We start from the raw sequence: 23564 nt of genomic DNA on the forward strand, positions 1-23564 counted from the left end.
ATGTTCACGGTAAATCGCCGTGCCCGCCACGCCGCCTCGCACCCTCCCGGGCACCCCTCCCGGTCGCCCACCCGAAGGCCGTAGGCTGGGGCGCACCATGACTGCGCCTTTCGCTGCCGATGCCCGAACCCCCGTCGAGCTGCTGCACGCATACCTGCGAGGTGGCACTCCTTCAGTCGATCCCGCGGCCCCGCTGGTCACCTTCTACGACGACGCCACCGGCGAACGGGTGGAGCTCTCCGCCCGGACCTTCGACAACTGGGTGGCCAAGACCGCCAACCTCCTCCAGGACGAGCTGAACGCCGGCCCGGGCGACCGCGCCGCGCTGCTGCTGCCCGCCCACTGGCAGAGCGCCGTCTGGCTGCTGGCCTGCTGGTCCGTCGGGGTGGCGGCGGTCCCCGGCGGCGAGCCCGCCGACGCCGACCTGGTGGTCAGCGGCCCGGACGGCCTGGAGTCCGCCCAGGCCTGCGAGGGCGAGCGGGTGGCCCTCGCGCTGCGCCCGCTCGGCGGCCGCTTCCCGCAGCGCCCGGACGGCTTCCTGGACTACGCCGCCGAGGTGCCCGGCCAGGGCGACCGGTTCGCGCCGTACTCCCCCGTCACGCCGGACGCGCCCGCGCTGGAGACCGGGGTGGACGGCCTGCCGCTGAAGCTGACCGGTGACCAGACCGTGCAGCTGGCCCGGGAGGGTGCCGCCCGGCTCGGCATCAAGACCGGCGACCGGGTGCTCTCGACCCTCTCGTTCGACGACTGGTCGGGCCTGGAGGCCGGCCTGCTGGCGCCGCTGGCGGCCGGCGCCTCGGTGGTGCTCTGCCGCAACTCGGAGGGCCTCAGCGCCGAGCAGTGGGAGAAGCGGACCGAATCCGAACGGGTGACACTGCGCCTCGGGTAACTCCCGGCCCCGGCCCGGCGGGTAGGGATCCCTGCCATGGCCGAGGACGACACCGAGCACCCCCCGACCGACAACCCCCCTCCCCGGGACGCCGCCGAGGCCCCGGACACCCCGACCGCACCCGGACGACGGCGCCGGCGGTGGCTGATGATCACCGCCGGCGTCCTCGCCTTCCTGCTGGTCGCCTGCGGCGCGCTGCTCTGGATCGCCTACCGCAAGCTCGACGGGAACATCCAGACCGACTCCACCACCGACCGGCTGCTGGCCCGGCTGGAGGCCGAACGGCCCAGCCGCACCTCCGGGGCCAAGGGTGCCGAGAACATCCTGCTGATCGGCAGCGACGACCGCACCGGCACCAACGCCTCGTACGGCGAGGCCGGCGGGCAGCGCTCGGACACCACAATCCTGCTGCACCTGGCGGCGGACCGGAGGCACGCGACGGCGGTCTCCATCCCCCGCGACGTCATGGTCACCGTCCCCGCCTGCGAGAAGCCGGACGGCACCCGGAGCCGGCCCGCGCTGCTGCAGTTCAACGCGGCCTTCGAGACCGGCGGCCCGGCCTGCTCGATCCGGACCGTGGAGCAGCTGAGCGGCATCCGGATCGACCACTACGTGATCCTCGACTTCACCGGGTTCAAGTCCATGGTCGACGCCGTCGACGGGGTCGAGGTGTGCGTACCGCAGGCGATCCACGACAAGGACGCCAAGCTGGACCTCCCGGCCGGGCGGCAGACCCTGCACGGCGAGCAGGCGCTCGGCTACGTCCGCGCCCGGGAGACCCTCGGCGACGGCAGCGACACCCAGCGGATGGGCCGTCAGCAGCAGTTCCTGGCCGCGCTGATCCGCAAGGTGCAGTCGCAGGGCGTGCTGCTCAACCCGGCCCGGCTCTGGCCGGTGCTGGACGCGGCGACCTCCTCGGTCAAGGCCGACGGCGGGCTCTCCTCGCTGGGCGCGCTCTACGACCTGACCCAGGACCTGCGCGGGATCCCCTCCTCCGACGTGGTGTTCCTGACCGCGCCGCGCCGCCCGTACCGCTTCGACTCGGACCGGGACGAGTTCGTGCAGCCGCAGACCACGCAGCTGTTCACGGCGCTGCGCGACGACCGTCCGGTCGCCGTCCGCCCGCCGGGGTCCGCCGCTCCGACCACGGCGGGACCGAGCTCGGCGGGAGCGAGCGCGCGGCCGAGCACGGGACCTACTCCGACATCGAGCGCGACCGCCGCGCCGAGTGCGGCTGCCGGGGCGACAGCGCCGGCCGGGGCGGACCGGGCTGCCGGGGCGTCACCCTCCGCCACGGCGCCGCCCTCCTTCGAGGGGCGCACCGCCGACGTGGACTCCTGCGCGATCCATTGACCGCGGGCCGGGTCACCCTTTTGTGTACAGATCATGGGGCTGCCGGGCATTCCCCGGGAATTCCCAGGCGCCTGATTGCCTGGTGAATTGGGGTTTCCGGACATGGCGGAGATCACATCAGGAACAATTCCCCCATGCGGCTCGTCTAGTGTGTCCGGGTCGGTGCGCGGCACGCGCGCCGACCCGTGCAGACCGGTCGGAGGGAGGGAACCCCCGTGCAGCAGGACAGGCAGGAGGTCGACCCCGCCGACCAGTGGGTGCTCGACCCCGACACCGGGCAGTACCGGCTCGACCCGGGCGCGGGCATCCCCGCGCAGCGCCGCCGGGCGGCCGCCCCCGAACCGGGTTCCGCGGCCGCCGCACCGGAAGCCGCCACCGAGCCCGGTCACCCCGGCGGCCGGACCGGACACCGCCGCAGGGGCGCGGCCAGGCGCAACCGGCGGCGCCGGGCGCTGAAGTGGACGGCCGGGGTCGGCGCGCTGGTCCTGGTGGCCGGCTGCGGCGGCGCCTACTACGCGTACCAGCACTTCAACGACAACATCACCGCCGTCAAGGTGCAGCTGGGCAGCGAGGAGGAGCGGCCCAAGGCGGCCGGTGACGCGCTGAACATCCTGGTGATCGGAACAGACAGCCGGGAGGGCCTGGGCCGCGAGTACGGCGACGAGGGCAGTGCCGGGCACGCCGACACCACCCTGCTCTTCCACGTCGCCAAGGACCGCAGCAACGCGACCGTGATCAGCATTCCGCGCGATCTGATGGTGCCGGTCCCGGAGTGCGACACCGATACCGGAAAGAAGATCCCCGGCTCGGCACGGGCGATGTTCAACGAGAGCCTCGGGCAGGAGGGACGCGATCCGGGCTGCACCTGGAAGACCGTCGAGAAGATGACGGGTATCCGGGTCGACCATTTCGTCATGGTCAACTTCGATGCCGTGAAGACGCTCTCCACCGCCGTCGGCGGAGTCGAGGTGTGCGCGGCCAAGGACATCAACGACCCGGACTCCCACCTGAAGATGACCAAGGGCCGGCACGTGGTGCAGGGAGACGAGGCGCTGGCCTTCGTCCGCACCCGGCACGCCGTCGGCCTGGGCGGGGACCTCACCCGGATCCCGCTCCAGCAGCAGTTCATCAGCTCGATGATCCGCTCGGTCAAGAGCAGCGACACGCTGACCAGCCCGACCAAGCTGTGGAAGCTCGCCGACGCCGCCACCAAGGCGCTCACCGTGGACTCCGGTATCGGCAGCGTCGACAAGCTGAAGGACCTGGCGCTGGACGTCAGCAAGGTCGACACCAAGAACATCACCTTCGCCACCGTGCCGGTGCTGGACGACCCGAAGGACGAGAACCGGCTGGTGCTGAAGCAGCCGGACGCCGGGCAGGTGTTCTCGCTGGTCGCGAACGACCGCTCGCTGACCGAGACGGCGGCCCCTGCCGCCCCGGCCGCCCCCGGGGCCACCACCCCGGAGGCCGCGGCAGCGCCGGCACCCTCGCCGACGGCCACCACCCCCGCGGTGGACGCCAAGGACGTCCGGGTGATCGTGCGCAACGGCAGCGGGACGCCCGGGCAGGCGCAGCAGGCCGTCGACAAGCTCCAGGCGAAGAGCTTCTCCAAGGCCGCGACCGCCGCCAACGCACCTGCCACGCCCACCACTTCGGTCGCGTACCCGGCCGGGAAGGCCGCCGAGGCCGCCGCGCTGGCCGCCGCCCTCGGCCTGCCGGCCGATGCGGTCAGGGAGGACCCGAAGGCGGGTGCCAGGGACGCTCTGGTCCTGGTGCTCGGCAAGGACGTGCTGACGGCTGCGGCCACCCCGGGCGCCGCGCCGACCGAGGCGCCCAAGGACCTCCAGCGCGTCCAGGCGGACGACACCGACGTCTGCGCCAAGTAGCGGCCGGGACGCCTCCAGGTCCTGGCCGGCCGGTCGCGCGCCCGGCAGGACCGGCCGGCCGAGACCTAGAGCGGCGCGAGGGTGCCGTCGGTCTCGCGGTACCGCTCGCCGGTGCGCGGGCAGCGCCAGTGGTCCGGGCCGTCCGGCTCCAGCGGCTCGCCGGCCCGGCCGACCCACTTGATCCGGCGGGCCGGGACGCCGGCCACCAGGGCGAAGTCCGGGACGTCGCGGTGCACCACGGCGCCTGCGGCGACCAGCGCCCAGCGGCCGACCGTCACCCCGGCGACGAGGACGGCGCGGCCGCCGACCGAGCAGCCCTCGCGGAGCGTCACCCCGCGGGCGTGCCAGTCGTCGCCGCGCTTCAGCTTCCCGTCGACGTCGACGGAGCGCGGGTAGAGGTCGTTGGTGAGCACGGCCGCCGGGCCGACGAACACGCCGTCCTCGACCACGGCGGGCTCGTACACCAGCGCGTGGTTCTGCAGCTTGACGCGGTCTCCGATCCGCACGCCCGGGCCGACGTAGGCGCCGCGGCCGATGATGCAGTCGGCGCCGACCACGGCGTCCTCCCGCACCTGGGCGAGGTGCCAGACGGTCGTCCCGGAGCCGAGCACCGCCCGGTCGTCCACGTCCGCGGTCGGCTCGACGCGGGCACCGGCGACGGGCCCGCCCTCAACTGTCCCCATGGCGCCCGACGATAGCGTCGGCGCAGGGGGCACGAGGGCGGGTCGGCGGGATTGGCCGGATCGGGTCAGCCGACCTCGGCCACGACGTCGGTGGCGGCCGGGGCGCGGCTGCCGATCACCCGGCGCGCCAGCGAGCGCGGCGAGGTGAGGAAGCCGAAGCCCCAGCTGAGGTGCATGGTCGCGAAGGCGACCGGCAGCAGTGCCTTTGCCTTCGCCGGGAGGCCGCGGCCCACGACCACCGCGCCGCCGAGGATGCCCAGCAGGTAGGCGGCGGGCACCGCGAGGAACGCCGGGTGGACGGCGGCGCCGAGCACCAGCCCGAGGGTGACGCCCAGGAAGGCGGCCGGCGGGGCGAGGTAGCGGAAGTTGACCGAGCCCCGGTGGTAGCGGGTGACCACCCGGCGCCAACGCCCGTAGTCCTTGTACTGCTTGGCCAGCGCCCGCACGGTGGGGCGCGGGCGGTAGGTGACCCGCAGCTGCGGGGTGAACCAGACCAGGCCGCCGTCCTGGCGGATGCGGTAGTTGAGCTCCCAGTCCTGGGCGCGGACGAACTCCTCGTTGTAGCCGCCGAGCCTCTCCAGCACCTCGCGCCGGAACACCCCGAGGTAGACGGTGTCCGCCGGGCCGGCCAGGCCGCCGGTGTGGAAGGCCGCGTTGCCGACACCGATCTTGGAGGTCATCGCGGCGGCGACCGCGTTCTCCCAGTCGGTCTCGCCCTCGGCGTGCATGATGCCGCCGACATTGGCGGCCTCCATGTCGCCGAGCAGCCGGACCGCCGTGGTGATGTAGCCGGGGGTCAGCAGGCCGTGACCGTCGACGCGGACCACTATCGGGTGGCTGGACCCCCGGATCGCCGCGTTCAGACCGGCGGGCGTGCGGCCGGTGGGGTTCTCCACGGTACGGACCCGCGGGTCCTCGGCGGTCAGCTCGGCGGCGATCTGCGCGGTGCGGTCGGTGGACGGGCCGAGGGCGATCACCACCTCCATCGGCCCGGCGTAGTCCTGTTCCAGGATGTGCCGGACGGCCGTACGCAGGTGTCGTTCCTCGTTGAGCACCGGCATGATCACGGAGACCGCCGGCAGCTCCTCAGCAGCCTTGGTGTTCATCGGGGCCAACCGTACCGGTGCCGAAGGGTCGCCGTCTTGTCCCGGTTCGGGTACCTCCGCACACCCTTCACCGGAGGAACGTTTCATCGACGAGGCCCACCGTACTCCTCACCCCCGGCGCGCCCTCACCCAGCCCGGAGCGGACCGCCCCTACCATCCGAGAGATGCCCGTCTCCCCCCTGCACGCCCCGCCCGGGCGGCGCCGCGCCTGGCCCAGCCGGCTGGCCGCCGGCATCGCCTTCAGCGTCCTCGCCACCTCCTGCGGCGGCTGGGCGGTGCTGCACGGCCTCGGCTCGATCGACCGGGTCGACGCCTTCAGCGGCGACCAGGCCCGGCCCGCCGACGACGGCTCCACCACCTTCCTGGTGGTCGGCACCGACGAACGGGACGGCATCCCCGAGAGGACCCTCAAGGACGTGCTGCACGCCGGGGGCGAGTCGTGCCACTGCACCGACACCATGATGATCGTCCAGCTCGCCGGGGACGGCGCCCGGGCCAGCGTGGTCAGCATCCCCCGTGACTCGTACGTGGACATCCCCGCCCACCGGGACCGGATCACCCGCAAGGAGGTCCCGGCCGCCAAGGGCAAGATCAACGCGGCGTACGGGATGGGCGGGCCGCAGCTCACCGTCGCCACCGTCGAGCAGAACACCGGGTTGCGGATCGACCACTACCTCCAGGTCGACTTCGCCGGGTTCGTCTCCGCCGTGGACGCCGTCGGCGGCGTGAAGGTGTGCACCGCCAAGCCGCTCAAGGACGAGTACTCCGGGCTCGACCTGCCGGCCGGCACCAGCACCCTGGACGGCGCCGGGGCGCTCAAGTACGTCCGCGCCCGGCATGTGGACGCCAGCTCCGACCTGGGGCGGATGCACCGGCAGCAGAAGCTCGTCGCCCAGTTGCTGCACCAGGTCACCAGTGGCGGCACCCTGCTCAACCCGGTCCGGCTGGCCCGGGTGACCGACAGCCTGCTCGGCTCGGTCAAGGCCGACAAGGACCTCACCGCGGACGACCTGATCACCCTGGCCACCCGGATGAAGGAGCTGTCGACGGGCCGGGCGGACTTCGCGACGGTGCCGCTGGCGCAGGTCGACCACCCGGTGAGCGGGTGGGGCTCGACGGTGCTCTGGGACCAGGCCGGGGCGCGGGCCCTGTTCGACGCGGTGCGGGCCGGGCGTCCACTGGGGGACGGGACGGCGGAGACGTCGCCCTCGGCGGTTCCGGCTCCGGCGCCGGCCGGGGCTTCCGGTCCGACGCCGGCCGGGGCCGCCGGTCCGGCCGCTGCCACCGCGACCGCCGTCGCGCCGGAGCAGGTGCACGTCCAGGTGTTCAACGCGGCCGGGGTCGTCGGGCTCGGCGCGCGGGTCGACGGCGACCTGCGACGGGCCGGCTTCGCCACCACCGGCGCGCCGTCCAACGCCCCCGCCGGGACGGCGCCCGGCCGGACGGTGGTCCGGTACGACCCGCGCTGGGCCGAGTCGGCGCGGACGCTGGCGGCCGCCCTGCCGGGCGCGGAGCTCGCGACCGTTCCGGGGCTCGGGCCCACCCTGCAGGTGTTCGCGGGCGCGGACTACCCGGCGGCCCCGGGTGCGTCGGCGAGCGCGAGTCCGAGCGCGAGTCCTAGCGCGAGTCCTAGCGCGAGTCCGAGCGGGGGGCCTGGCGCGAGTCCTAGCGCGAGTCCGAGCGGGGGGCCTGGCGCGAGTCCGGGCGGGGGGCCTGGCGCGAGTCCGGGCGCGAGTCCGGGCGCGAGTCCGAGCGGGGGGCCTGGCGCGAGTCCGAGCGCGAGTCCGAGCGGGGGGCCTGGCGCGTCCGGTCCGCCCGCGCCTCCGCCGCCCCCGGCCTCTTCACCGGCTCCGGCCTCTCCGGCCGCCACGGCGGCGCCTTCCGTGCCGGTGACGGCCGAGCGGGCGACGGACATCATCTGTCCTTAGGCCCTGATCCTCCGGACAGGACCCGGCCGAGGCGGGTACGCGGCAGGGGCCGGGTGCTGTCGCGCACCCGGCCCCTGCCGTCCCCCGGTCCCCCGATCCGGGGGGGTCAGTCCGTCGCGATCGCCGCGAGGACGTTCATCCGCCCGGCCCGGAAGGCCGGGACGAGGGCGGCGACCAGGCCGATGACCACCGAGGCGACCAGCGTGACCACGATCGTGCCGGTCGGCACGGCCAGCGTCGCCAGGCCCTGCTCCTTGAGGACCTGCTGCCCGGTGATTCCCCAGGCCAGGCCGAGGCCGGTACCGAGGATCGCGCCGAACAGGGCGATCACCACGGACTCCAGCCGGATCATCCGGCGCAGCTGGCGGCGGGAGAGCCCGATCGCCCGGAGCAGGCCGATCTCGCGGGTCCGCTCGACCACCGAGAGCGCCAGGGTGTTGATCACACCGAGCACCGCGACCACGATCGCCAGGCCGAGCAGGCCGTAGATCATGTAGAGCAGGGTGTTGATCTGCTGCTGGACGAGGTCCTTGTAGCCGGCCTGGTCCCGGACCTTGAGCTGCGGGTAGTCCTTGAGCGACTCCTCCAGCGCGGCGAGCGTCTTGGCGACGTCGGCGCCGGCCGCGGCCTTGCCGTAGATCTGCACGTCGAGCGGCATCTCGGCCGCCGGGATGGCCTTGGCCACGGTGTCGATGCCCACGAACGTGGCGCCGTTGAAGAGCGAGTCGCCCTTGGACATCACCACCCCGACCGGCACGGACTGGGCCCGACCCTGGCCGTAGTCCAGCTTGACCGTGTCGCCGACCTTGAGGCCGTAGTCCTTGGCGAGGTCCTCGCCGATCGCCAGCGAGCCCTGGTTCAGCGAGCCGGCCGCGCCGGACTTGACCGGGAGCCGGAAGTCGTCGGTGAAGTCCGCCGAGACCGCGGAGATGCCCGTGGTCACCGTCCGGCCGTCCGGCACGTTGATCTTCACCCCCCGCAGTTCCTTCTGCTCGGTGACGTGCGCCACGCCCGGGGTCTTCTTCGCCGCCTGGACCATCGCCTCGCCGATGATGCCCTGGCTGCTGGAGATGACGTAGTCGGCACCGACCGACTTGTCGATCTGCTCGTTGGTCGACTTGACCATCGAGGAGGTGAAGACGGAGGCGCCGATCACCAGCGCCAGCCCGATCATCAGCGCGGCCGCCGTGGCCCCCGTACGGCGCGGGTTGCGCATCGCGTTGCGCTGGGCCAGCCTGCCGGACGGGCCGAACAGGGCCGGCAGCACGGCGCCGAGCCCCCGGACCACCGTGGTGGCCAGCAGCGGGCCGAGGACGACGAAGCCGATCAGGGTGAGCAGCACGCCGAGGCCCAGGTACTGGCCGCCGGTGGCGGCCTTGCCGGCCTTGGCCGCCAGCACCAGCAGGCCGCCACCACCGGCGGTCAGCACGAGGCCGACGACGGTGCGGACCACGTTGGAGCGGGCCTCGGCCGGGGTGCCGTGGTCACGCAGGGCCGCGATCGGAGCGATCTTGCTGGCCCGGCGCGCGGGGATCCAGGCGGCCAACACGGTGATCACGATGCCGACCGCGTACGCGGCGACCGGCACGTTCAGCCCGATCTGCAGATCGGTCGCGCTGAGGTTCATCCCGACGGCCTTCATCAGCTGGATGAGGCCGGTCGCCAGGCCGAGGCCGGCACCGAGGCCCAGCGTCGAACCGAGCAGGCCGAGGATCAGCGCCTCCACCAGCACCGAGCGGTTGACCTGCTTGCGGCTACCGCCGATGGCGCGCAGCAGGCCGATCTCACGGGTGCGCTGGGCGACCAGCATGGAGAAGGTGTTGATGATCAGGAAGCCGCCGACCAGCAGCGAGATACCGGCGAAGCCGAGCATCGCGTACTTCATGAAGTTGAGGAAGGAACCGACGCTCTTGTTGTTCTCCTCCTTCTGCTCGGCCGCGGTCTTCACCTGGTAGCCGGCGCCCAGCTTGCCGAGCGCGTCGGCCTTGAGCTGGTCGTTGGAGCGGCTGCCGTCGCCGAAGACCTCGACCGACGTGAACTCGGCCTTCCCGAGGAGGTCCTGCTGCGCCGTCGGGGTGTCCAGGAAGGCGAGCGCCGCACCCGGGTTGGTGGTCTTGAAGGTGGCGATTCCGGCGAGGGTGAAGTCGTGGTTGCCGTTGGTGGCGGTGATGACGCGCACCTTGGCACCGAGGCCGAGCTTCGCCTTCTTCGCCGTGTCGGCGTCCAGCACGATCTGGTCGCCGCCCTGCGGCACGTGGCCGCTGGTGATCTCGACCGAGTTGCGCGGGGTGTCGGTCCAGTTGCCGGTCAGTGTCGGGGCGCCGCCGGTCGGGCCGATCTGCTTGTTGGTGAGCGGGTCGACCAGCACGGCGCTGCCGACGAAGACCTGGCCGAGAGCCTGCTTGACCCCGGGCGCGGCCGCGGCCTTCTGGACCACGTCGGCCGGCACGGTGGCGACCCTGCCGGCCGGCTGGTCCGGCTCGTCACCGTCGGCCTTGGCCGGCTGGACGGATATGTCGGAGGCGGTCGAGGCGAAGAGCCTGTCGAAGGTGCTGGTGGCGGTGTTGGAGAACACCAGGGTGCCGGACACGAACGCGACCGACAGCACGACCGCGATCAGCGAGAGCACCATCCGCCCCTTGTGGGCGAAGAAGGTTCTCAGTGACGTCTTGAGCAGCATGAGTCTGTGTCCCGCCCGCTCAGCTGGTGCGCTTGCCGTCGAAACGGCGCATGCGTTCGAGGACGGAGTCGGCGGTGGGGGCGTGCATCTCGTCGACGATCACGCCGTCGGCGAGGAAGAGCACGCGGTCCGCGTAGCCGGCGGCGACCGGGTCGTGGGTGACCATGACGATGGTCTGGCCGAGCTCGTCGACCGAGCGGCGCAGGAAGGTCAGCACCTCGGCGCCGGAGCGCGAGTCGAGGTTGCCGGTGGGCTCGTCCCCGAAGATGATCTCGGGGCGGGCGGCCAGCGCCCGGGCCACCGCGACACGCTGCTGCTGTCCGCCGGAGAGCTGGGTCGGGCGGTGCTTGAGCCGGTCGGCCAGCCCCACCGTCTCGACCACCTGGTTCAGCCAGGCGGTGTCCGGCTTGCGGCCGGCGATGTCCATCGGGAGCGTGATGTTCTCCAGCGCGTTCAGCGTCGGGAGCAGGTTGAACGCCTGGAAGATGAAGCCGATCTTGTCCCGGCGCAGCTTGGTGAGCTGCTTGTCCTTGAGGCCGGTGATCTCGGTGTCACCGATCCGGATCCGGCCCTCGGACACGGTGTCCAGGCCGGCCAGGCAGTGCATCAGGGTCGACTTGCCCGAACCCGAGGGGCCCATGATCGCGGTGAAGCGGCCGCGCTGGATGTCCACGTCCACCGCGTCCAGCGCGGTGACCCTGGTCTCGCCGGTGCCGTAGGCCTTGGTCACCTGACGGGCCGAGGCGGCGACGGCGGCCGCGCCGCCGGGAAGCTGGGGGTCGTACACGGCTGCTGCCGTCGTCACTGGATTCTCCTAAGAAGTGGGCCCACCCGTTACCCCCAGCCTTGCCGCTGCCACCTGTGCTGCGACAGGGTGCAGGAGAGAGTCCTCGACCGGGAGTCAGCTCCACCCTTCCGGTGGACCTGGCTGCCGACCCGACAGAACCGGACCCTCCTCGGACGGGCGGGGATGTGATCCACGTTAGGAGCGGCGGCACGATCGCTCGTCATCCGCCGGTATGAAGCGCCTCAACCGTAGTTGTACGGGGCGCGGCGCCCCTCCCCCTAGGGGTAGCCGCCACCCGGGTCGGGGTCGGCCCGTACGGGGCCGTTCCCGAAGGCCGTCAGCCGGTGAGCGCGGGCACGGCGAGCCGCTCCAGCGCGGCGGCGAAGGCCTCCACCACCGGCGTCAGCAGCACGTCCGTCTCCCGCTCGATCGCGGTGCCGCCGTCCTCCCGGACGGTGATGTGGCGGTCGAGCACGAACCAGCCCTGGGTGATGTGGCCGGCGCCCATCGAGCTGAGCACCGGGCGCAGTGCGTAGTCCACCGCCAGCACGTGCGCGGTGGAGCCGCCGGTGGCCAGCGGCAGGACGGCCTTGCCGGTCAGCGCGTACTGCGGGAGCACGTCCAGCAGGGTCTTCAGCAGGCCCGAGTACGCGGCCTTGTAGACGGGGGTGCCGATGACGATGCCGTCCGCCCGGGCGAACAGCTCCAGGGCGGCGACGATCTCGGGGTGGGAGAAGTCCGCCGAGAGCAGCGCGTGCGCGGGCAGGCTGCGCACCTCGAACGGGACGACGTGGTGGCCGCGGGCTTCGAGCTGCGCGTCGACGTGGCGCAGCAGGCGGGTGGTGCGGGACGTCGCGGACGGCGAGCCGGAAACGGACAGGACGGTGGCCATGGAGTTCACCTCTGGGGCGGGAAGCGGGGACGGCGCTACGGCTGCGGGGCGCACGCTGCGCGGGCAGCGGCGGAGCAGGGTGCGGAGCGGTGCGGGAGCTGGAGAGGGTTCGACGGGCGCGCGTCAGCCACGACAGAGCGAACAGGACACACGCTGAAGGTCGACGTGCCGCCGACGCGTGAGGGTCCATCGCTGATCCATGGCAGTCATGCAAACACGCAGCGTTCCGGCCGGTCAAGGATTGTTCCGGCAGGTGAACCAGGGGCGAGAAGGATGGTGGGACGCGGTAGTGGGCCGCGGTGGTGCGCGCTGGGGGCTCGGCCGCCGCGGCGTCGGCCGCCGGGTCCGCCCCGCGCGAACTTGCGGCGGAACGATCCGGCACGTGCATCAAAACTGCTACAAGGCGCCTGGTGGGGGCCCCGGGGGGAGTCACCGCACCCGGCGTCGGGCATCCTCTCCCACATGAACACGTGGCAGGAGGGCCGCCCGGGCGGCGGCGGGAACCCTTCCCCAGCCTTTGGCTGGGGGGACCCCCATGGCGGCGGCAGCGGCAACGGCGGCGCGTACGGACACAGCGGGGGCGGTACGGCGGCCGAACCGCCGCTGCCGGCTTCGCTGAACCCGCGCGGGCCCGGGGCCCCCGCGCAGCGGCAGCCACAGGAGTACGGGCAGCCGTCCGGCGGGCAGGCGCCGGTTCCGGCGCAGGCGCCCGGGTACGGGCCGTCCCAGGGCTACGGGCAGCCGCCGTCGCACGGGCAGCCGGGCACTCGGCCCGGGGTGCCCGCGCAGGGGCCGGGGGCGACCGGTGGCGCCGGTGGCCCCGGCGGGCCGATAGCCCCGGGCGGCACCCAGCCGCCCTCGGCCGCCAGCCCGTCGCGCTGGCCGCGGCGCCGGATCATCAAGTGGTCGGTGTTCGGCGTCCTGATCGCGATGATGGTGACCGCCGTCTCGACCTGGTTCTGGGCCGGCTCCAAGCTGAACCACGAGAACGTGCTCACCGACTACGCGGGCCGCCCCGCCGCCGGCAAGGGCACCAACTGGCTGATCGTCGGCTCCGACAGCCGCAACGGCCTGTCCGACTCGCAGGAGGAGGACCTGCACACCGGCCACGCGGGCGGCAAGCGCAGCGACTCGATGATGGTCCTGCACATCGGGGACAACGGGAACACCCTGATGAGCATCCCGCGTGACTCCTGGGTACCGATCCCCGAGCACCCCGGCGACAACGGGAAGACCGTCAAGGCCACCACCTCGAAGATCAACTCGGCCTTCGCGGCGGGCGGCGGCAAGCTGCTCGCCCAGACCGTCGAGCAGAACACCGGCATCCGCATCGACCACTACGCCGAGATCGGCTTCGCCGGGTTCGTCGGCATCGTCGACTCGGTCGGCGGCGTGGACATGTGCATCGACCAGGACGTCAAGGACAAGGACTCCGGCCTCGACCTCAAGGCCGGCTGCCAGAACCTCACCGGCACCCAGGCGCTCGCCTTCGTCCGCCAGCGCCACCAGATGGCCGACCAGGACCTCGGCCGGATGCGCAACCAGCAGAAGTTCCTCGGCGCACTGGCCAAGCAGGCCGCCTCGCCCGCCACCCTGCTGAACCCCTTCACCTTCTACCCGCTGGTGGACTCCGGCCTCGGCACCCTGATCGTCGACGACGACGCCGGCCTGACCGACCTCGGCTCGCTCTTCCTCGCGATGAAGGACGTCAACGGCGGGGGCGGCAAGAGCATCACCGTGCCGATCGCCAACCCGGACTTCAAGACCAACACCGGTGAGTCTGCGGTCAAGTGGGACAGCGCCAAGGCCAAGCAGGTCTTCGACGCGTTCAAGAACGACACGGCCGTCCCGGACACGAAGTAACCCCCGCGACCACACGTGACGCGGCGTGACGCCATCGGCACAATGGGTGGATGTCACTCGTCACCGCGCTGATCTACCGCCGCCGTCACCGCCTCCTGGGCCGCCTGGTCCAGGAGGCGCTCGCGTTCTACGGGATGGAGGTGCCGGCCGCCGCCGCGATCGGGCCCGGACTGACCGTCTTCCACCGCGGCTTCGGCACCGTCCTGCACCCGAACACCACGCTCGGCGCCGGCGTGACGCTCTACAACGGCGTGACGATCGGGCGGGCCGACCCGTGGGTGCCGCAGGAGCGGAGCGCGATGCGGCGGGTGGTGGTGGAGGACGGCGCGGTGCTCTGCACGGGAGCCAAGGTGGTCTGCAAGGAGGGCGTGCTGACCGTCGGCGCGGGCACCGTCGTCGGCGCCAACGCCGTCCTCACCCGCTCGACCGGCCCCGGCGAGATCTGGGCCGGCGCTCCGGCCCGCAGGGTGGGCCTGCGTGAGGGCTCGTGGGCGGCGGGCGCAGCGGCTCCGGACGAGCTGACGCCCGGTGAGGCTCCCGGTGAGGTGGCTGCCGGCGGGGTGGCTGCCGGCGGGGCCCCCGGCGAGGCGGGGCGGGCCCCGGCCGACCTGCGCTAGCCGGCCGCCTGGTCCGCTGTTCCGCGCACCCGACCGGCCGGTCCGACTCCCCTCCTCCGGTCACCGGCTTCCCGCTACCGCGGGTGCAGCACCGTGGGGAGGCGGTCCAGGGCGATGCCGAAGAACGAACGGTAGGCGGCCAACGCCGCGGCCTCGTCGAGGAGTTCCTCGGTGCGCCCGCCGTCGGCGCCGGTGCGGATCAGACGGGTGCCGCTCAGGGTGACCCGGCCGCCGTCCGGGGCCGGCAGCGAGCAGGTGGTCGAGTGGGTGAAGTGCGAGTCCGGCGAGGTGGCCTGCCACCAGCAGGTCGGCACGAAGTCGGCCGGCTCGTACGGGCGCAGGCCGAGCCGGTACTGCGGCTCGCCGTCCATCCGCACGTCGAGCTCGTCGCCGCCGTACGGGGTGATGGTGAACTCCCCCGCTGGGTCCGGCTGTTGCCCGCGGTCGTCCAGGCGCAGCGGGAGCCGGCTGAACCGTCCGAACCCGACGTCGGCCAGCCAGGGCCCGTCGAGGTCCACCCGCAGGGCGAGGTGGTCGAACGGCGGCCCGAGGCGGTCCCCGTCGAAGACGCGCGCGCCGAGCAGGCTCACCCGGTAGCCGAGTGCGCGCAGCAGGGCCGCGAAGGAGGCGTTGAGTTCGTAGCAGAATCCGCCGCGGCGCCGGGTGACGATCTTCTCGAACAGCGCGCCGGCTCCGAGCAGCACGGGCTCGCCGAGGTGCACGCTCAGGTTCTCGAACGGCACGGCGTCCAGATGCGCGCGCTGCAGCTGCGCCAGCGCGGCCTCGGAGGGCCGACCGGGCCGGACCGCGCCGATCCGGGCGAGGTAGGCGTCCACCTGCGCGGCGGTCAGCCCGCCGCCGGTCGATGAAGGATGTTCCACACCACCCATTCCATCGCGCCGGGCTCCGTTCGGCCATCGGTCCTTGGTCCTAGGGCACGCTCCGGGGCCCGGAAACGGCGAGGAGCAGGAAGTCGGCCGGGCCGACGTCCTGCTCCACAGCGCCTCGAGGCGGGCGGAACTACTCCACGATGCCCGAGTCGGCGATGGTGATCTTCGCCTTGGTGCGGCCGCTCTGCGAGCCGAGCGACTCGATCTTCGTCACCAGCTCCAGGTTTTCGACGACCTCGCCGAAGACGACGTGCTTGCCGTCCAGCCAGTCGGTCACGATGGTGGTGATGAAGAACTGCGAGCCGTTGGTGTTCCGGCCGGCGTTGGCCATCGAGAGCTGGCCCGGCTTGGTGTGCTTGAGCTGGAAGTTCTCGTCCGCGAACTTCTCGCCGTAGATGCTCTTGCCGCCGGTGCCGTCACCACGGGTGAAGTCGCCGCCCTGGAGCATGAAGCCCGGGATCACACGGTGGAAGGACGAGCCCTTGTAGCCGAAGCCGTGCTGGCCGGTGGCCAGCTCGCGGAAGTTCTGGGCGGTCTTCGGGACGATGTCGTCGAAGAGCTTGAAGACGATCCGGCCGGCCGGCTCGTCGTTGATGGTGATGTCGAAGTAAACGTTGGAACCCATGCAGGGATCATGGCATGCCGCCCCCCGCGACGCGCGACGACCCCGGCCTGCGGTCACAGGGCGCTAACGGCCCGGGGCAGGCGGCACCGGCGTCAGGCGGCGGCCGGCTCGGCGGCGAGCACGGGGTAGTCCGTGTACCCCTCCGCGCCGCTCGCGTACATCTGGGCGCCGCGCACCGGGTTGAGCGGCGCGCCGGTGCGCAGGCGCTCGACCAGGTCGGGGTTGGCGAGGAAGCCGCGGCCGTAGGAGATCAGGTCGGCGCCGGCCGCGAGCAGCCGCTCGCCGGCCGAGCGGCCGCCGTCCGCCGGGAGGGGCTCGCCCCAGCCGAGGACCGGGTTGGCGATCAGCGCACCGTCCCAGGCCTTCCGGATCTCCCGGAAGAGGGGCGACTGCGGGTCGGCGAAGACCACGTGTAGGTAGGCCAGGCCCTCCCCCGCCAGCTCGCCGAGCAGGGTCCGGTAGATCTCCTCGGTGTCACCCTCCTCGATGCCGTTGACGGTCAGGCCCGGCGCGATCCGCACGCCGACCCGCTCGGGGCCGATCGCCTCCGCGACCGCCCGCACCACCTCGACGACGAACCGGACGCGGCCGGCGGCCGCGCCGCCGTACGCGTCGGTGCGACGGTTGGTGTTCCGGGCCAGGAACTGGTGCAGCAGGTAGCCGTTGGCCGCGTGCACCTCGACACCCGCGAAACCCGCCTCGACCGCGTTGCGGGCGGCGGCCGCGAAGTCGGCGACCGTCTCGTGGATCTCGGCGACGGTCATCTCCCGGGGCACCACCGCCTCCCGGTGGCCGCCCGCGGTGTGGATGGTGTCCGGCAGGGCGACGGCCGAGGGCGCCACCGGGTGCAGTCCGCTGTTCTCCGGGTGGCCGACCCTCCCGCCGTGTTGCAGCTGCAGGAACATCCGGCCGCCCGCCGCGTGCACGGCCTCCGTCACGAGCCGCCACCCGGCCACGTGTTTCTCCGCGTGGATCGCCGGGATGTCGGCGTAGGTCTGCCCGACGGCGTTCGGGGTGGTGGCCTCGGCGATGATCAGGCCGGCGGAGGCCCGCTGGGCGTAGTAGGTGGCCATGATCGGCTGCGGGACGCCGTCCGCGGTGGCGCGGGTACGGGTCATCGGGGCCATCACCAGGCGGTTCGGCAGCTCCAGCGCACCGAGGCGGGCCGGCTGGAAGAGCGAGGTCGGCTGCGTGGTGGTCGTGGTCCCGGCCGGGCTCGTGGTCTTCGTCGCGTTCGTCGTGTTCGTCATGCGCAAACCGTAGAAGTTGACATCAGTGTCAGGTTCAAGTCCGTCCTCGAACCGCGCGGCCCACACCGGGGCGGCCCCCGGCGACCGGGCGGCCGCCGACCCCGCCCACCCCGGCGACGGGCGCCACACCCCACCCGGCGCCGCCGGGAGGGGCCCGCCGACGCACCCTAGGATCATCACAGAGCAACTGACGGAGGGGGAACGGGACATGGGCGCACTGAGGGTCGGGGTCTATCTGGCACATCCGGGGCCGGGGAGCTTCAACCACGCGCTGTTCGAGGCCGTGGCGGACGAACTGCGCGGCCACGGCTGCGAGGTGGTGGCGCACGACCTGTACGCGGAGGGGTTCCAGCCGGCACTGACCGCCGGGGAGACGGAGACCGTCGCCGCGGCCGGTGAGTCCGCCGACCCGCAACTCGCCCTGCACCGGGCCGAGGTGGCGACCCTCGACGCACTGGTCCTGGTCCACCCGAACTGGTGGGGCATGCCGCCCGCCGTCCTGGCCGGCTGGGTGCAGCGGGTCCTGGTGCCCGGGGTGGCGTACAAGCTGGGCACGGCGGACGGCGAGCCGGCCGGGCTGCTCCGGGCCGGGCGGGCGCTGGTGCTGAACACCTCCGACACCCCGGAGGAGCGCGAGCACGGCGAGTTCGGCGATCCGCTGCAACGGATCTGGACGGCCTGCGTCCTGCCCTACGTGGGCGTGGACGACGTGCGGCGGGTGGTCTTCCGGACCGTCACGGACTCGACGGAGGCCACCCGCGCGCAGTGGCTGCAGCAGGCTCGGCGGGAGGCGGCGGCGCTGCTCGACTGAGCCCGGGAGCGGCCGCACGGACGGATATGGCCGACGGACGGGCGTCCGGTGGCGGGTAACCGCCCCTGCCGTCCGGCGGGGGTGCGGAGATCCACATGAGCATGCTAGAACCAGCGGCGGGCACAAAACCTTGCCCGAATCACCGTGCGACCTTCACACCACCGGCCACCCCTTGGGAGACCCATGTCCGCCGCACGCACCGCCCGCACCGGCGCCGTCCGCCTGGTGCTCGCCGCCCTCTCCGTCCTGGCACTGCTGCTCTCCGGCGCCGCCACCGCGACCACCGCCTCCGCCGCCACCACCGCCGTCACCAGCCTCGACGGAGCCTGGGCGTGCGACGTCCCGGCCGGCTACGTCTACGACCAGGTGTCCATGAACCGGACCTGCAGCTCCGGTAGTTGGAACGCGCCGCAGTTCCACCTGCGCACCCCCGTCGACGGGCTGACCGCCTGTAAGAGCGCGCCCGGCTTCGTCTACGACGCCATCACCTGGGGCAGCGCCTGCAGCCAGATGCCCGGCGTGACCTCCAACGCGTACCACCTGCGGACTCCGGTCGACGGCCTCACCGCCTGCATGGCAACCCCGGCCTTCACCTACGACCGGATCACCTTCACGAGCCAGTGCAGCCTCAACCAGGGCGTCCAGGCCACGACCTTCCACCTCCGCAAGCCGGCCAACGGGATCTGGGCGTGCACCATCCCCACCGGCTTCACCTACAGCCAGACCATCCAGAACACCGACTGCAGCAACATCCAGGGAAGCGTCCTGTCGACCAAGTACCTGCTGCTGGGCTGACGCCCGGCGCACCGGTGGAGCAGGAGGTCGGCCGGACCGGCCTCCTGCTCCACACGCGTCCGGGCCGCCCGGACGGGCCGGGGTCAGTCCCCCGGCAGAGCGAGCTCGGCCACCTCCTGGTCGCCGCTGAACTCGCCGGTGGGGCGGAAGCCGAGGCTCGCGTAGAACCCGGCCGGCCCGTGGTCGCCCGGCACGTAGGTGACCGTCACCCGGCGCCCGCCGCGGCGGCGGATCTCCGCGCAGACCTGCTCGACGGCGAAGCGCCCGTACCCGCGGCCCTGCTCCTCGGCACCGATGTTGAGGCGCCAGAGGCCGGAGCGCGGCTGGTCCCCGGGCTGGTCGGGGTTGAAGCGGATGTCGAGGAACGCCATCACGAACCCGACCGGCCGGTCCCCGTCGAAGACCAGCCGGGGCCAGGCGGTGTCTCCATGGGCGTACGCCTCGGCCAGGGACTTCACCACCGGCGACACCAGCCCCTCCTGGTCGGGCCGCACCTTCAGGGCGAGCGCGGCGTCGATGGTGGCGGGGGTGATCGGCTCCAGGCGCAGGGCCGGCGAGGGCGAAGGCGACGACGTAGACATGCCGGTCACCCTAGTGAGGGCCGGCGGCACGGTCGCCCGGTTTCAGGGCCCCGGCGCGCAAGGCGCCGGCTTCCCGGGTGCCGCATTCAAGGTGCCGGCTCCGAGGCGCCGGCACTCAGGGCGCCGGGGTGAAGACCAGGGACGCGTTGTGGCCGCCGAAGCCGAAGGAGTTGGTGAGCGCGGCGCTCAGCGCACCGCGCCGCGGGGCGCCCGCCACGACGTCCAGCTTGACCGCCGGGTCCAGGGTCTCCAGGTTCCGGGTGGCCGGCACGACGCCGTCGCGCAGTGCGAGGACGGCGGCCAGCGCGCCGACCGCACCGGCGGCCCCGAAGAGGTGGCCGGTCATCGACTTGGTCGCCGTGACGGCCGGGTGCAGGCCGATCGCCTCGGCGACCGACTCGGCCTCGACCAGGTCGCCCAGCGGGGTCGAGGTGGCGTGGGCGTGGACAAGGCCTATGTCGCCCGGGGCGAGCCCGGCCTCGGCCACCGCCCGGCGCATCGCCCGGACCTGGCCCTCGGCCGCGGCCCCCGTGATGTGGTACGCGTCCGAGGTGACCGCCGCACCCGCGAGGGTGGCGTGCGCGCGGGCGGACCGGGCCGCTGCGAACCCGGCCCGCTCCAGGACGACGACCACCGAACCCTCGCCGATCACGAAGCCGTCCCGGTCCACGTCGAACGGACGGGACGCCCGCCCGGGCTCGTCGTTGCGGGTCGAGTGGGCCTTGGCCTGGGCGAACCCGGCCAGCGGCAGCGGGCAGATGCACGCCTCGGCGCCACCCGCCACCACCACGTCGGCCCGGCCGAGCCGGATCAGGTCCAGGCCCATCGCGATCGCCTCGGCGCCGGACGCGCAGGCGCTCACCGGGGTGTGCGCGCCGGCCCGCGCGCCCAGGTCGATGGAGACCCAGGCGGCCGGGCCGTTCGCCATCAGCATCGGCACGGTGTGCGGGGAGACCTTCCGCACCCCGGACGCCTCCAGCACGTCGTCCTGGCCGAGCATGGTGAGCGCCCCGCCGGTACCGGTGCCGATCACCACGGCGAGGCGTTCCGGGTCCACCTCGGGTGCCCCCGCGTCGGCCCAGGCCTGCCGGGCGGCGACCAGCGCCACCTGCTCGCAGCGGTCCATCCGCCGGGCCTGCACCCGGTCCAGCACCTCGGACGGCTCGACCCTGAGCCGCCCGGCGATCCGGACCGGCAGGCCGTCGGCCCACTCCTCCTCGATCGCGCGGATGCCCGAGTCGCCGGCCAGCAGACCGGCCCAGGTCGAGGCGACGTCCCCGCCGAGCGGCGTCGTCGCGCCGAGCCCGGTGACCAGCACACCGTTGTTGTCGACACTCATCGAACGAACCCCCTGACTGTTGTGGAGATTGTGAGAGAGGCACAACTCCCCGCGTCGGGTCGACGCGGGGAGCAGCCGCCCCACCTGCCACCTTGCCAGGGAGGTGATGATCGATCAGGTGTGCAGGGGAACCGATTCGACCACGAAGATGTTGTGGGGTTTCTCCATGTGATCAGGCCTGGAAGTCGGTGCCCCGGCCGACCGGCTCCCAGTCCCGGAGCTCCTTCTCGGCGGCCTGGAGGTTGCCGAGGACGGCATCGACGGCATCGTTCCCGAGCGCCAGCCGCAGCGGGGTTCGCTCGGCGTACAGCGCGGACAGGATCGCGGCGGCGGCCCTGGCCGGGTCGCCGGGCTGCTTGCCGTCGCTCTCCGGCAGGGCCGCGCGCACCGGACCGACCACCGAGTCGTACGCGGGGATGACGGTGGCCTGGGCGAGTGCGCCGGGACCGGCGAAGGAGGTGCGGAAGGAGCCGGGCTCGACGATCAGCACCTTGACGCCGAACTGGGCTACCTCCTGCGCCAGCGCCTCGGAGAGGCCCTCAAGCGCGAACTTGGTGGCCGAGTAGGCGCCCACGCCGGGGAACGAGAAACGGCCGCCCATACTGCTCATCTGGACGACGGCGCCGGAGCCCTGGGCCCGCATGTGCGGCAGGACGGCGCGGGTGAGCGTGGCCGGGCCGAAGAAGTGCAGCTCCATCAAGTCCCGCAGCTCGCGGTCGGTGTACTCCTCGACGGCGCCGATCAGCCCGCGCCCGGCGTTGTTCACCAGGACGTCGATCCGCCCGTACCAGAGCAGGGTGTCCGCCACCACGGAGGCGATCCCGGCCGGGTCGGTGACGTCCAGCCGGACCGGGACGACCCGGTCAGGGTGGGCGGCGGCCAGGGCGTCCAGCGTCCCGGGGCGGCGGGCGGCCGCCACCACGGTGTCGCCGGCGGCCAGCGCGGCCTCGGCGATCGCCTGGCCGAAGCCGGAGTTGGCGCCGGTGATCAGCCAGACCCGGCCGGCCGCGTTCTTCTCAGGGGTGGTACTGGTCATCCGGAGTGCCTCCGTAAGCCGTTGGAAGACTTGCTAGTTGACGCACTCAGTTATGTCAGCCGGGCCCGGCGGGCGTCCAAGACAGATGCCTGGTCGCTCGATAAGGATGCTTTATGGCCCACCGCGTGATCACCGTCCTTATGATCACCGGATGGAGCTGCGCCAGCTGCACTACCTGATCGCGATCGCCGACGAGGGCAACCTCGGCCGGGCCGCCGCCCGTCTGTACGTGAGCCAGCCCGCCCTCTCCTACGCCCTGCGGAACCTGGAGACCGAATTCGGCGTCCGCCTCTTCGACCGCCACTCCGGCGGGGTCACCGCCACCGCGGCCGGGCTCGACGTGGTGGCCGAGGCCCGCCGCACGGTCGCCCAGGCGGAGCGGATCACGGCTGCCGCCGAGCGGCACCGGCGGGCGGCGAGCGGGGTGCTGCGGGTGGGGTTCGAGGCCAGCGGCGCGGGCGAGTTGACGACCCGGGCGCGCGCCGAGTTCGCGCGCCGGCACGCGGGCGTACGGGTCGAGCCGAAGCGGTTCGACTGGGGCCAGGAGGCCGACGGGCTGCGCGACGGCCGGGTGGACGTCGCCTTCGTCTGGCTGCCGGCCGACCTCACCGGGCTGCACGCGGAGATCGTCCACACCGAGCCGCGGGTCGTCGGACTGCCCGCCGGCCACCGGCTGGCCGGGCGCGCGGGCATCTCCGTCCTGGAGGTCAACGACGAGCCGCTGATGTGGACCGAGCGCGCACCCCGCGCCTGGGTCGACTGGTGGGCGGTCAACCCGCGCCCGGACGGCTCGGCGCCGCGCTGGGGGCCGACCAACGACAACGTCGAGGAGATGCTGGAACAGGTCGCCGAGGGCGCCGCCATCTGCTTCGCCCCGGCCGGTCTGGCCCGCTACTACGCCCGCCCGGACCTCGTCTGGGTCCCGCTCACCGACGTCGAGCCGCTGCGGGTCGCCCTCGCCTGGCCGGAGGGCGCGGACAACCCACTGGTGCACGGATTCGCCGCCGTGGTGCGCGAACTGGCGGGTCCGCCGAGGGAACCGGCCCCCGGCGGGTCGAAGTGACCGGGGGCCGAAACCCATGACGCAGCGGAGCGTCCGACAGCGGCCTACAGCGGCCGGGTTACGGCAGGTTGCGGGCCATGACGATGCGCTGGATCTGGTTGGTGCCCTCGTAGATCTGCGTGATCTTCGCGTCCCGCATCATCCGCTCCAAGGGGTAGTCCCGCGTGTACCCGTACCCACCCAGCAACTGCACCGCATCCGTCGTGATCTCCATCGCCGCGTCCGACGCGAAACACTTCGCCGCCGCCCCGAAGAACGTCAGATCCGCATCCGTCCGCTGCGACCGCGCCGCCGCCGCATACGTCAACTGCCGCGCCGCCTCCAGCTTCACCGCCATGTCCGCCAACATGAACTGCACACCCTGGAAATCACCGATCGGCTTCCCGAACTGCTTACGCTCACGCACATAGCCCTTCGCGTAGTCCAACGCCCCCTGCGCGATCCCCAACGCCTGCGCCGCGATCGTCACCCGCGTGTGGTCCAGCGTCTT

22 protein-coding genes are annotated in these 23564 nt (G+C 72.9%); 9 read left to right on the forward strand and 13 right to left on the reverse strand.

The genetic code is table 11. The annotated features are described in order from the left end of the window. The first annotated feature begins 97 nt into the window (after window positions 1-97). The 3 genes from ACZ3YO_RS38230 to ACZ3YO_RS38240 all read left to right on the forward strand — a co-directional run bounded on the left by ACZ3YO_RS38230 (window position 98) and on the right by ACZ3YO_RS38240 (window position 4128). Window positions 98-889, forward strand: a complete 792-nt coding sequence (locus ACZ3YO_RS38230) for a TIGR03089 family protein (protein ID WP_465578682.1) — start codon at window positions 98-100, stop codon at window positions 887-889. A gap of 36 nt (window positions 890-925) precedes the next feature. Beyond that, on the forward strand, window positions 926-2242 hold the full coding sequence (locus ACZ3YO_RS38235) for an LCP family protein (protein WP_465578684.1): 1317 nt from the start codon (window positions 926-928) through the stop codon (window positions 2240-2242). Between the two features lie 215 nt (window positions 2243-2457). After that, window positions 2458-4128, forward strand: coding sequence for an LCP family protein (locus ACZ3YO_RS38240; protein WP_465578686.1), 1671 nt, complete (start codon window positions 2458-2460; stop codon window positions 4126-4128). 65 nt (window positions 4129-4193) lie between these two features. Here ACZ3YO_RS38240 and ACZ3YO_RS38245 read toward each other — a convergent pair whose 3' ends face one another. Further along, on the reverse strand, window positions 4194-4811 hold the full coding sequence (locus ACZ3YO_RS38245) for an acyltransferase (RefSeq protein ID WP_465578688.1): 618 nt from the start codon (window positions 4809-4811) through the stop codon (window positions 4194-4196). A 65-nt stretch (window positions 4812-4876) separates the two neighbouring features. After that, entirely contained in the window at window positions 4877-5917 is a 1041-nt protein-coding gene (locus ACZ3YO_RS38250) for a glycosyltransferase family 2 protein (RefSeq protein WP_396325794.1), read from the reverse strand. Between the two features lie 164 nt (window positions 5918-6081). Between ACZ3YO_RS38250 and ACZ3YO_RS38255 the strand changes: the two genes are divergently transcribed. After that, window positions 6082-7845, forward strand: coding sequence for an LCP family protein (locus tag ACZ3YO_RS38255; RefSeq protein ID WP_465578690.1), 1764 nt, complete (start codon window positions 6082-6084; stop codon window positions 7843-7845). Window positions 7846-7951: 106 nt separating this feature from the next. Here the strand turns inward: ACZ3YO_RS38255 and ACZ3YO_RS38260 are convergent, their stop codons facing one another. The 4 genes from ACZ3YO_RS38260 to ACZ3YO_RS38275 all read right to left on the reverse strand — a co-directional run bounded on the left by ACZ3YO_RS38260 (window position 7952) and on the right by ACZ3YO_RS38275 (window position 12414). Continuing rightward, complete coding sequence (locus ACZ3YO_RS38260; RefSeq protein ID WP_465578692.1) at window positions 7952-10525, reverse strand: ABC transporter permease; 2574 nt, start codon at window positions 10523-10525, stop codon at window positions 7952-7954. A gap of 19 nt (window positions 10526-10544) precedes the next feature. Beyond that, complete coding sequence (locus ACZ3YO_RS38265; protein WP_396325797.1) at window positions 10545-11330, reverse strand: ABC transporter ATP-binding protein; 786 nt, start codon at window positions 11328-11330, stop codon at window positions 10545-10547. Window positions 11331-11649: 319 nt separating this feature from the next. Continuing rightward, window positions 11650-12204: an NADPH-dependent FMN reductase gene (gene ssuE, locus ACZ3YO_RS38270; protein ID WP_396325798.1), complete on the reverse strand. Its 555-nt coding sequence runs from the start codon at window positions 12202-12204 to the stop codon at window positions 11650-11652. Window positions 12205-12327: 123 nt separating this feature from the next. Continuing rightward, window positions 12328-12414 carry a putative leader peptide gene (locus ACZ3YO_RS38275; RefSeq protein ID WP_352297720.1) on the reverse strand — a complete coding sequence of 29 codons (87 nt, stop codon included), beginning with the start codon at window positions 12412-12414 and terminating at the stop codon, window positions 12328-12330. A gap of 252 nt (window positions 12415-12666) precedes the next feature. Here ACZ3YO_RS38275 and ACZ3YO_RS38280 point away from each other — a divergent pair, with 252 nt between their 5' ends. Further along, on the forward strand, window positions 12667-14067 hold the full coding sequence (locus tag ACZ3YO_RS38280; protein ID WP_465578695.1) for an LCP family protein: 1401 nt from the start codon (window positions 12667-12669) through the stop codon (window positions 14065-14067). Window positions 14068-14117: 50 nt separating this feature from the next. After that, window positions 14118-14684 (forward strand): LbetaH domain-containing protein, encoded by a 567-nt coding sequence (locus tag ACZ3YO_RS38285; RefSeq protein ID WP_465578697.1) that lies wholly within the window; start codon window positions 14118-14120, stop codon window positions 14682-14684. Window positions 14685-14758: 74 nt separating this feature from the next. On the opposite strand, the gene ACZ3YO_RS38290 is transcribed toward ACZ3YO_RS38285, so the two are convergent. The 3 genes from ACZ3YO_RS38290 to ACZ3YO_RS38300 form a co-directional block, all read right to left on the reverse strand. After that, window positions 14759-15574: an arylamine N-acetyltransferase family protein gene (locus tag ACZ3YO_RS38290; RefSeq protein ID WP_465578699.1), complete on the reverse strand. Its 816-nt coding sequence runs from the start codon at window positions 15572-15574 to the stop codon at window positions 14759-14761. 130 nt (window positions 15575-15704) lie between these two features. After that, window positions 15705-16199: a peptidylprolyl isomerase gene (locus ACZ3YO_RS38295; protein WP_396325802.1), complete on the reverse strand. Its 495-nt coding sequence runs from the start codon at window positions 16197-16199 to the stop codon at window positions 15705-15707. Window positions 16200-16291: 92 nt separating this feature from the next. After that, window positions 16292-17449, reverse strand: a complete 1158-nt coding sequence (locus ACZ3YO_RS38300; RefSeq protein WP_465578702.1) for an alkene reductase — start codon at window positions 17447-17449, stop codon at window positions 16292-16294. Between the two features lie 208 nt (window positions 17450-17657). Here ACZ3YO_RS38300 and ACZ3YO_RS38305 point away from each other — a divergent pair, with 208 nt between their 5' ends. Together ACZ3YO_RS38305 and ACZ3YO_RS38310 are read left to right on the forward strand one after the other, a co-directional pair. Then, on the forward strand, window positions 17658-18260 hold the full coding sequence (locus tag ACZ3YO_RS38305; protein ID WP_465578704.1) for an NAD(P)H-dependent oxidoreductase: 603 nt from the start codon (window positions 17658-17660) through the stop codon (window positions 18258-18260). A gap of 183 nt (window positions 18261-18443) precedes the next feature. Next, window positions 18444-19055 (forward strand): hypothetical protein, encoded by a 612-nt coding sequence (locus ACZ3YO_RS38310; protein ID WP_465578706.1) that lies wholly within the window; start codon window positions 18444-18446, stop codon window positions 19053-19055. Between the two features lie 83 nt (window positions 19056-19138). Here ACZ3YO_RS38310 and ACZ3YO_RS38315 read toward each other — a convergent pair whose 3' ends face one another. The 3 genes from ACZ3YO_RS38315 to ACZ3YO_RS38325 all read right to left on the reverse strand — a co-directional run bounded on the left by ACZ3YO_RS38315 (window position 19139) and on the right by ACZ3YO_RS38325 (window position 22011). Further along, window positions 19139-19636, reverse strand: a complete 498-nt coding sequence (locus ACZ3YO_RS38315; protein ID WP_465578708.1) for a GNAT family N-acetyltransferase — start codon at window positions 19634-19636, stop codon at window positions 19139-19141. Between the two features lie 115 nt (window positions 19637-19751). Then, window positions 19752-20975, reverse strand: coding sequence for a beta-ketoacyl-[acyl-carrier-protein] synthase family protein (locus ACZ3YO_RS38320; RefSeq protein ID WP_465578710.1), 1224 nt, complete (start codon window positions 20973-20975; stop codon window positions 19752-19754). A gap of 172 nt (window positions 20976-21147) precedes the next feature. Next, the gene (locus tag ACZ3YO_RS38325; protein WP_465578712.1) at window positions 21148-22011 is read right to left on the reverse strand and encodes an oxidoreductase; all 864 of its coding nucleotides are present in this window, start codon (window positions 22009-22011) and stop codon (window positions 21148-21150) included. A 151-nt stretch (window positions 22012-22162) separates the two neighbouring features. On the opposite strand from ACZ3YO_RS38325, the gene ACZ3YO_RS38330 reads away from it, so the two are divergent. Then, a complete protein-coding gene (locus ACZ3YO_RS38330) occupies window positions 22163-23074 on the forward strand; it encodes a LysR family transcriptional regulator (RefSeq protein WP_465578714.1) in 912 nt (303 codons plus the stop codon). Window positions 23075-23132: 58 nt separating this feature from the next. Here the strand turns inward: ACZ3YO_RS38330 and ACZ3YO_RS38335 are convergent. Further along, window positions 23133-23564, reverse strand: a 432-nt coding sequence (locus ACZ3YO_RS38335; RefSeq protein ID WP_465578716.1) for an acyl-CoA dehydrogenase family protein, incomplete at its 5' end; no start/stop codon positions are given.

The organism is Kitasatospora sp. NPDC022785 (genome assembly GCF_055561295.1).